This window comes from Burkholderia sp. RF2-non_BP3, assembly GCF_001522185.1.
GTDB classification, from domain to species: Bacteria; Pseudomonadota; Gammaproteobacteria; order Burkholderiales; family Burkholderiaceae; genus Burkholderia; species Burkholderia diffusa.
The window spans coordinates 219827-227490 of sequence record NZ_LOSU01000070.1 but is presented as its reverse complement, the minus strand read 5'-3'; the positions used below and the strand labels follow the sequence as shown (position 1 = coordinate 227490).

The window sequence follows — 7664 nt, the reverse complement described above, 5'->3', positions numbered from 1 at the left end:
GCCGCGATCTTCGCGAGCGAGCCGCCGAATTTGCCGACCGCGGTCCGCGCGGCCGATACGATCACTACGTCCGTCATGTTCTCTTCCTGCGTTGAAATCAGTGGGTCGATCCGTATTGCGCGCCGGTACGGCGCGGCGGCGGCGCGCGAGCGCCATGCGGCCGGCGATGCGGTTGCACGCTCGCGCGCGCAGCGCGCCGCGCATCCGCCCGCCTCGACCGCGTCCGGGCACGCTGCGGCGAACCGGACGTACGCCGATCGCCGCGCGGCACACGCGGCGGCCGGCGCCCGCCGGCGCCGCTCAATCAGTGTCGCGCCTGCGCGCGACACGCGCTCATGCAGCCGATTCGCGCGAAGCGGCTTCCTTGCGAGCGGCGGCGGCGGTCTGCTTGGCACCGCGGGCCGTCGTTTCGCTGACCGCGTCGAAACCGCTTTGTGCGGCCTCGATCGCCTGCCCCGTCGCTGCACGCACGGAGTCGGCCGCGGCCGTCGCCGCGGACAGCGCCGAATTCAGCGCGGCGACCACGGCGCCCGAACCCGCCGGCGCATGCTTCGTCAGCTCGCCGACCACTTCCTTCACGCGCTTGTCGTTCTGTTCGTACTGAGCCTGGGCAACCTTCGCCCACTCTGCCTGCGTCGACACCGCGATATCGAACAGATGGCGACCGTATGCGACGGCCTTGCCGGCGGCTTCCTGCGGTGCGGCGACTTGCTGCGCGAAGCCTGCCGCCGGGTTGCTCGCGTTGAACGCGTTCTTCAGCTTGTCCTCGTATTCCTCGAGCGCCGTCTTGGCCGCTTGCAGGTTGAGTTCGACGACTGCCTCGAAACCATTGATTGCCGGGCGGGCAATCGCGAACCACGCGGCGATTCCGGACTGATAATCGGCGGCGAATTTTTCGGGGGCAAATACGGACATCGGGCACGCTCCTGTTGGCAATGCGAGAGACGACGTAAAGAAAATGGAAGGCAGATCGAGGGCCTGCTTCCTTATTCACAACCCTCGGGCACGATTGACTGCGAAGAGTTGAGGATGGCCATTTTAGATGGATTAATTGTCAATTAAATTGCATTAATGCTAGGTGAAAACCCTTAGCAGCCGAAGCGCCTGCTCCACGACAGTGCGCGCTCGTAATAGGGTCGTGTCGCAACGCCTTGTCCGGCAATGATTTTTACCTTTTTACAGGATAACCCACCGCAGCCACCGCAACATTTACCCCCGCCATTATTCCCATTATTAGAAAAAGGGCGCGCATTGAAAATGGGGCGGATGCTTATGTAATCGTTTTTCCAGATTTATTTTGAAATCGTTCCCGGGATTATTAATGACGAATTCAATGATCGTATATAAATCGCCGGGACGTGCGACGACGCCCGCCCCTCACCCGACCAGTTCGCGATGCAGCGCGCGAAACTCCTGCGCGAGCTTATGCGCCGGCTCGAGATGGATCACCGGCGTCGACTGCTGATGCGACTCGCGGATCTTCACCGACGCCGACAGCCGCGACGCCAGCACCGGCAGCCCCTCCTCGACGAGCTCGTCGACCAGCCGCTGCGGCAGGCTCGCCCGTGGCTGAAACTGGTTGATGACGATCCCTTCGACCTCGAGCGCCGCGTTGTGGTCCTGCTGGATTTCCTTCACGTTCTCGAGCAGCGTGTACAGCGCCCGGCGCGAGAAGTCGTCGCAGTCGAACGGAATCAGGCAACGCTCGACCGCGATCAGCGCCGAGCGCGTGTAGAAGTTCAGCGCGGGTGGTGTGTCGATGTAGACGGCATCGTAGGTGTCGAGCTCGTTGAGCGCATCGCGCAGCTTGTAGATCTTGTAGCGCGACTCGAGCTTGCCGTGCAGCGTGTCGAGGTCCGGATGCGCGGGCATCACGTCGAGCCCGTCGAACGGCGTCGGATGGATGAACGATGCGACGTCGACCGGCCGGAAGTTGAACGTCAGCGCGGTCTCGAAGAATTCGGCGACGCCGGGATGCGCGTCGGCCGCGCGATCGCCGAGCAGGTAGCGGGTGGAATTCGCCTGCGCGTCGAGGTCGATGACGAGCGTGCGCAGCCCTTCGCTCGCGCTGATCGCCGCCAGGTTGCAGACGATCGTCGACTTGCCCACACCGCCCTTCTGGTTGAACACGACCCGCCGCATGGTGTCTCCTTCGATCGAAACGTCGAAAGAACGAGCTTAGCCGGTCAATCGTGGCGGCCGCGTGACATAGGTCAGATGCGCGGCAGCGGCTCTGACGCATGACGGTTGCCGGGCCCGCTCCATCGGTCCGTTATCGCGGGGATCCAGTCCTGTTCAGCAGTTGCGGTCACTCGGCGCGATTTCGTCGGCGTGAAGCCTGCGAGATGTTCGCCGCGCGGGGGGAAGCGCGTCAGCCACGGCCGGCCTCCGGGGCGCGGGGCGTAAACGAAAAAAGACCCGAAGGCCCGTGCCAAGCGATTCGCTTGACTCGGACATTCGGGCCCATTCCGGTGCGGGATGCCGACGTTCCGTCAGAACGGAATATCGTCGTCCATCTCGTCGAAACCGCCGCCTGCCGGCGCGCTCGGACGGCTCTGACCACCGCCTGCACCGCCGCGCGGCGCACCGCCGGCACGGCCGCCGCCACCGCCGCGTTCCATCTGTTCGCCGCCGCGACCGCCGCCACCACCACCACCGTAGCCGCCGCCGTAACCGCCTTCGTCACCACCGCCACCGCCGCCGCCGCCCGAACCGCCGCGGCCGCCGAGCATCTGCATCTGGTCGGCGACGATTTCGGTCGAATAGCGATCCTGGCCGTCCTGGCCCTGCCACTTGCGCGTGCGGATACGGCCCTCGATATAGACCGACGAACCCTTCTTCAGGTATTCGCTGACGATTTCGGCGAGACGGCCGAAAAACGCGACGCGGTGCCACTCGGTCATTTCCTTGAAATCGCCGCTTGCCTTGTCCTTGTAGCGATCGGTCGTCGCGAGACGGATGTTCGCAACCGCGTCGCCGCTCGGCAGGTAACGGACTTCAGGATCGGCGCCGAGATTGCCGACGAGGATGACCTTGTTGACGGATGCCATGTGTTTCTCCAGTAAATTCGATGCCGGGCCGCCCGCGAATGTCGTCGGAGCGGCCCGCCGGGCAAGCCGGCGAGCGCCGCCGGTGCCTGCCCGAAAAGAGGGTTCAGGCCTTGCGCGGCGGCGCTTTCATGCTGGCCGCGATTATAAGCCACGCCGCCACGAGCCCCGAGCATGCATAGAAGACGGTGTTTGCGCCGCCGTGCTTCAGCAGCCAGCCGCCCACGATGCCGCCGAGCGCGAGCCCGATCGATTGCGTGGTGTTGTAGACGCCCGTGGCCGCGCCCTTGCGCGAACCGGGCGCGAGCTTCGACACGAGCGACGGCTGCGACGCTTCCAGGATGTTGAAGCCGAGGAAGTACACGAACAGGATCGCCGCCACAATCAGGATGGTATGCGGTGCGCTGCCGAGCAACAATTGGCCGATCAGGATAGCCAGAATGCCGCCGAGCAGCACCGGCTTCATCTTGCCCCGTTTTTCCGCGACGATGATCGCCGGGACCATCATCACGAACGCGAGCCCCATCACCGGCAGGTAGACCTTCCAGTGCGCGGCGACCGGCAGCCCGCCGTCGACCAGCAGGCGCGGCACGACGAGGAACAGTGCCGTCTGCGTCGCGTGCAGCACGAGCACGCCGAAGTTCAGGCGCAGCAGCTCGCCGTTGTGGAGCACCTCGCCGAACGGCGCCGGCACGTGCACGGGCTTCGCCGCATCGGGCACGATCCACATCACGACGCCGATCGCGAGAATCGACAGCACGCCGACGATCGCGAACAGCCCGCTCATCCCGACCCAGTGGAACACGATCGGCGCGCCGACGATCGCGACCGCGAACGACACGCCGATCGAGCCGCCGACCATCGCCATCGCCTTCGTGCGGTTCTGTTCGGAGGTCAGGTCGGCGATGAACGCCAGCACTGCGGACGACACGGCGCCCATGCCCTGGATCACGCGGCCGACGATGATCCACGTGATGTCGTGCGCGAACGCGGCGACGAAGCTGCCGAGCGCGAAGATCAGCAGGCCGGTGGCGATCACTGGCTTGCGGCCGAACTTGTCCGACGCCCACCCGTAGAAGATGTACAGCAGCGACTGCGTGACGCCGTAGGCCCCGAGCGCGATGCCGACGAGCAGCACGTTGTCGCCGCCCGGGATGGTTTTCGCGTAGACCGAGAAAACCGGCATGATCATGAACAGGCCGAGCATGCGCAGCGCGAAGATCGCCGCGAGCGACGTGGTCGCGCGCAGTTCGGGCGCACTCATGCGGGAAGACGTGGCGGACGGATTGGACATCGGGAATGAATTTCGAATGATCGGAATGTCCGCCCGGCGGCGGGCGGCGGAAGATCAGGGCCACCGGCCCGGCGGGCCTGGCAGGCGCTTTCCGGGACTGCTTTCCGGGACGTCACGCAGGCTGCCCGCGGGCCGCCTCGAGCCGTGCGGCGCGGCCGCTTCCCCGGCGTTGAACCGCCTTGCTGCCAGCTGCTGCAAAGGCTGGGGACCCCCAACGACGGCCTCGAAAAGCCGTTATAGTAGCAGGTTTGGTTCCCTCCATTTTCGCCAGGTTCATGGAACAGATCCGTATCCGTGGGGCACGCACCCACAACCTGAAAAACGTCAATCTCGACCTGCCGCGCCACAAGCTGATCGTGATTACCGGGTTGTCAGGGTCGGGCAAGTCGTCGCTCGCGTTCGACACCCTTTATGCCGAAGGCCAGCGCCGCTACGTCGAAAGCCTGTCCGCGTACGCCCGCCAGTTCCTGCAACTGATGGAGAAACCCGACGTCGACCTGATCGAGGGCCTGTCGCCCGCGATCTCGATCGAGCAGAAGGCGACGTCCCACAACCCGCGTTCGACCGTCGGCACGGTCACCGAAATCCACGACTACCTGCGACTTTTGTTCGCACGTGTCGGCACGCCGTATTGCCCCGACCACGACATCCCGCTCGAGGCGCAGAGCGTGTCGCAGATGGTCGACGCGGCGCTCGCGCTGCCCGAGGAAACCAAGCTGATGATCCTCGCGCCCGTCGTCGCGAACCGCAAGGGCGAGCACGCCGAGCTGTTCGAGGACATGCAGGCGCAGGGCTTCGTCCGCTTTCGCGTGCGCTCGGGCGGCGGCACCGCGAACGAGGGCGTCGCGAAGATCTTCGAGGTCGAGTCGCTGCCGAAGCTCAAGAAGAACGACAAGCACACGATCGACGTCGTGGTCGACCGGCTGAAGGTGCGCCCGGACATGAAGCAGCGCCTCGCCGAATCGTTCGAGACCGCGCTGCGCCTCGCCGACGGCCGCGCGATCGCGCTGGAAATGGACACCGACCGCGAACACCTGTTCAGCTCGAAGTTCGCGTGCCCGATCTGCTCGTACTCGCTGCAGGAGCTCGAGCCGCGCCTGTTCTCGTTCAACAACCCGATGGGCGCGTGCCCGGAATGCGACGGCCTCGGCCAGATCACGTTCTTCGATCCGAAGCGGGTCGTCGCGCACCCGTCGCTGTCGCTCGCGGCGGGCGCCGTGAAGGGCTGGGACCGCCGCAACCAGTTCTATTTCCAGATGCTGCAGAGCCTGGCGGCGTTCTACGAATTCGACATCGACGCCGCGTTCGAGGACCTGCCGGAGAAGATCCGCAAGGTGCTCCTGTTCGGCTCGGGCAAGCAGACGATCCCGTTCTCGTACATCAACGAGCGTGGCCGCACGACGATCCGCGAGCACGTGTTCGAAGGGATCATCCCGAACCTCGAGCGCCGCTACCGCGAAACCGATTCGGTCGCGGTGCGCGAAGAGCTCGCGAAATACCAGAACAACCAGCCGTGCCCGTCGTGCGACGGCACGCGGCTGCGCCGCGAGGCGCGCCACGTGCGGGTCGGCACCGGCGACTACGCGCGCGGCATCTATGAAATCAGCGGCTGGCCGCTGCGCGACGCGCTCGGCTATTTCGACGGCCTGTCGCTCGACGGCGCGAAGCGCGAGATCGCCGACAAGGTGATCAAGGAAATCGTCGCGCGCCTGACCTTCCTGAACAACGTCGGCCTCGACTACCTGTCGCTCGAGCGCAGCGCCGAAACGCTGTCCGGCGGCGAGGCGCAGCGGATCCGGCTCGCGTCGCAGATCGGCTCGGGCCTGACCGGCGTGATGTACGTGCTCGACGAGCCGTCGATCGGCCTGCACCAGCGCGACAACGACCGCCTGATCGCGACGCTCAAGCACCTGCGCGACCTCGGCAACTCGGTGATCGTCGTCGAGCACGACGAGGACATGATCCGCACGGCCGACTACGTCGTCGACATGGGCCCCGGCGCGGGCGAGCACGGCGGCGTGGTGGTCGCCGAAGGCACGCCGAAGCAGGTGCAGTCGAACCCGCAATCGCTGACGGGCCAGTATCTGGTCGGCAAGCGCACGATCGAGTATCCGGACGAGCGGATCGCGCCCGATCCGGAGCGGATGCTGCGCATCGTCGACGCGCATGGCAACAACCTGAAGCACGTCGATCTCGAGCTGCCGGTCGGCCTGTTGACCTGCATCACCGGCGTGTCGGGTTCCGGCAAGTCGACGCTGATCAACGACACGCTGTACCACGCGGTCGCGCGCCATCTGTACGGCTCGTCGGCCGAGCCGGCGCCGCACGAGGCGATCGAAGGCCTCGAGCACTTCGACAAGGTGATCAACGTCGACCAGTCGCCGATCGGCCGCACGCCGCGTTCGAACCCGGCGACCTACACGGGCCTGTTCACGCCGATCCGCGAGCTGTTCTCGGGTGTGCCGACCGCGAAGGAGCGCGGCTACGATCCGGGCCGCTTCTCGTTCAACGTGAAGGGCGGCCGCTGCGAGTCGTGCCAGGGCGACGGCGTGCTGAAGGTCGAGATGCACTTCCTGCCGGACGTCTACGTGCCGTGCGACGTGTGCCACGGCAAGCGCTACAACCGCGAAACGCTCGAAGTGCAGTACAAGGGCAAGAACATCAGCGAAGTGCTCGACATGACGGTCGAGCACGCGTACGAATTCTTCAGCGCGGTGCCGGTCATCGCCCGCAAGCTGAAGACGCTGCTCGACGTCGGCCTCGGCTACATCCGCCTCGGCCAGTCGGCCACGACGCTGTCGGGCGGCGAGGCGCAGCGCGTGAAGCTGTCGCTGGAGCTGTCGAAGCGCGACACGGGCCGCACGCTGTACATCCTCGACGAGCCGACCACCGGCCTGCACTTCCACGACATCGCGCTGCTGCTCGAAGTGATCCACCGGCTGCGCGATCAGGGCAACACGGTCGTGATCATCGAGCACAACCTCGACGTGATCAAGACCGCCGACTGGGTGATCGACCTCGGCCCCGAGGGCGGCGCCGGCGGCGGCCAGATCATCGCGCAGGGCACGCCCGAGCAGGTCGCGAAGACGAAGGCGAGCTTCACCGGCAAGTACCTCGCGCCGCTGCTCAAGCGTCCGACCCGCAAGGCGGCGGCCGGCTGACACTTTCCGTTCCCGCGCGCGGCTGCCGGCCGCGCGCGTCCGGCGCCCGCGGCGGCGCCGGCCTCATCGTTTTCCCTTCTGCGGTTTTCCCTTCTGCGTTTACACCACGAGCCAAACTGCCCCGTGGCGGACCATAATGGCAGCTATACTTTACGGTCGTAA

5 protein-coding genes are annotated in these 7664 nt (G+C 65.8%); 1 reads left to right on the top strand and 4 read right to left on the bottom strand.

Annotated elements, in window-relative coordinates; genetic code table 11:
• Window positions 1-333 precede the first annotated feature (333 nt).
• The 4 genes from phaP to WS45_RS31755 all read right to left on the bottom strand — a co-directional run bounded on the left by phaP (window position 334) and on the right by WS45_RS31755 (window position 4341).
• Window positions 334-915: a TIGR01841 family phasin gene (gene phaP / locus WS45_RS31770; protein ID WP_059526067.1), complete on the bottom strand. Its 582-nt coding sequence runs from the start codon at window positions 913-915 to the stop codon at window positions 334-336.
• A gap of 462 nt (window positions 916-1377) precedes the next feature.
• On the bottom strand, window positions 1378-2142 hold the full coding sequence (locus WS45_RS31765; protein ID WP_059526069.1) for a ParA family protein: 765 nt from the start codon (window positions 2140-2142) through the stop codon (window positions 1378-1380).
• A gap of 350 nt (window positions 2143-2492) precedes the next feature.
• Complete coding sequence (locus tag WS45_RS31760) at window positions 2493-3050, bottom strand: single-stranded DNA-binding protein (protein ID WP_059703363.1); 558 nt, start codon at window positions 3048-3050, stop codon at window positions 2493-2495.
• Between the two features lie 103 nt (window positions 3051-3153).
• A complete protein-coding gene (locus tag WS45_RS31755; protein ID WP_059451442.1) occupies window positions 3154-4341 on the bottom strand; it encodes an MFS transporter in 1188 nt (395 codons plus the stop codon).
• Window positions 4342-4616: 275 nt separating this feature from the next.
• Here WS45_RS31755 and uvrA point away from each other — a divergent pair, with 275 nt between their 5' ends.
• A complete protein-coding gene (gene uvrA, locus WS45_RS31750; RefSeq protein ID WP_059526073.1) occupies window positions 4617-7502 on the top strand; it encodes an excinuclease ABC subunit UvrA in 2886 nt (961 codons plus the stop codon).
• Window positions 7503-7664 lie beyond the last annotated feature (162 nt).

Bases quoted from the DNA above. Each gene is read 5' to 3' on its own strand.
- phaP (WP_059526067.1), bottom strand. From the start codon at position 915: ATGTCCGTATTTGCCCCCGAAAAATTCGCCGCCGATTATCAGTCCGGA.
- WS45_RS31765 (WP_059526069.1), bottom strand. From the start codon at position 2,142: ATGCGGCGGGTCGTGTTCAACCAGAAGGGCGGTGTGGGCAAGTCGACG.
- WS45_RS31760 (WP_059703363.1), bottom strand. From the start codon at position 3,050: ATGGCATCCGTCAACAAGGTCATCCTCGTCGGCAATCTCGGCGCCGAT.
- WS45_RS31755 (WP_059451442.1), bottom strand. From the start codon at position 4,341: ATGTCCAATCCGTCCGCCACGTCTTCCCGCATGAGTGCGCCCGAACTG.
- uvrA (WP_059526073.1), top strand. From the start codon at position 4,617: ATGGAACAGATCCGTATCCGTGGGGCACGCACCCACAACCTGAAAAAC.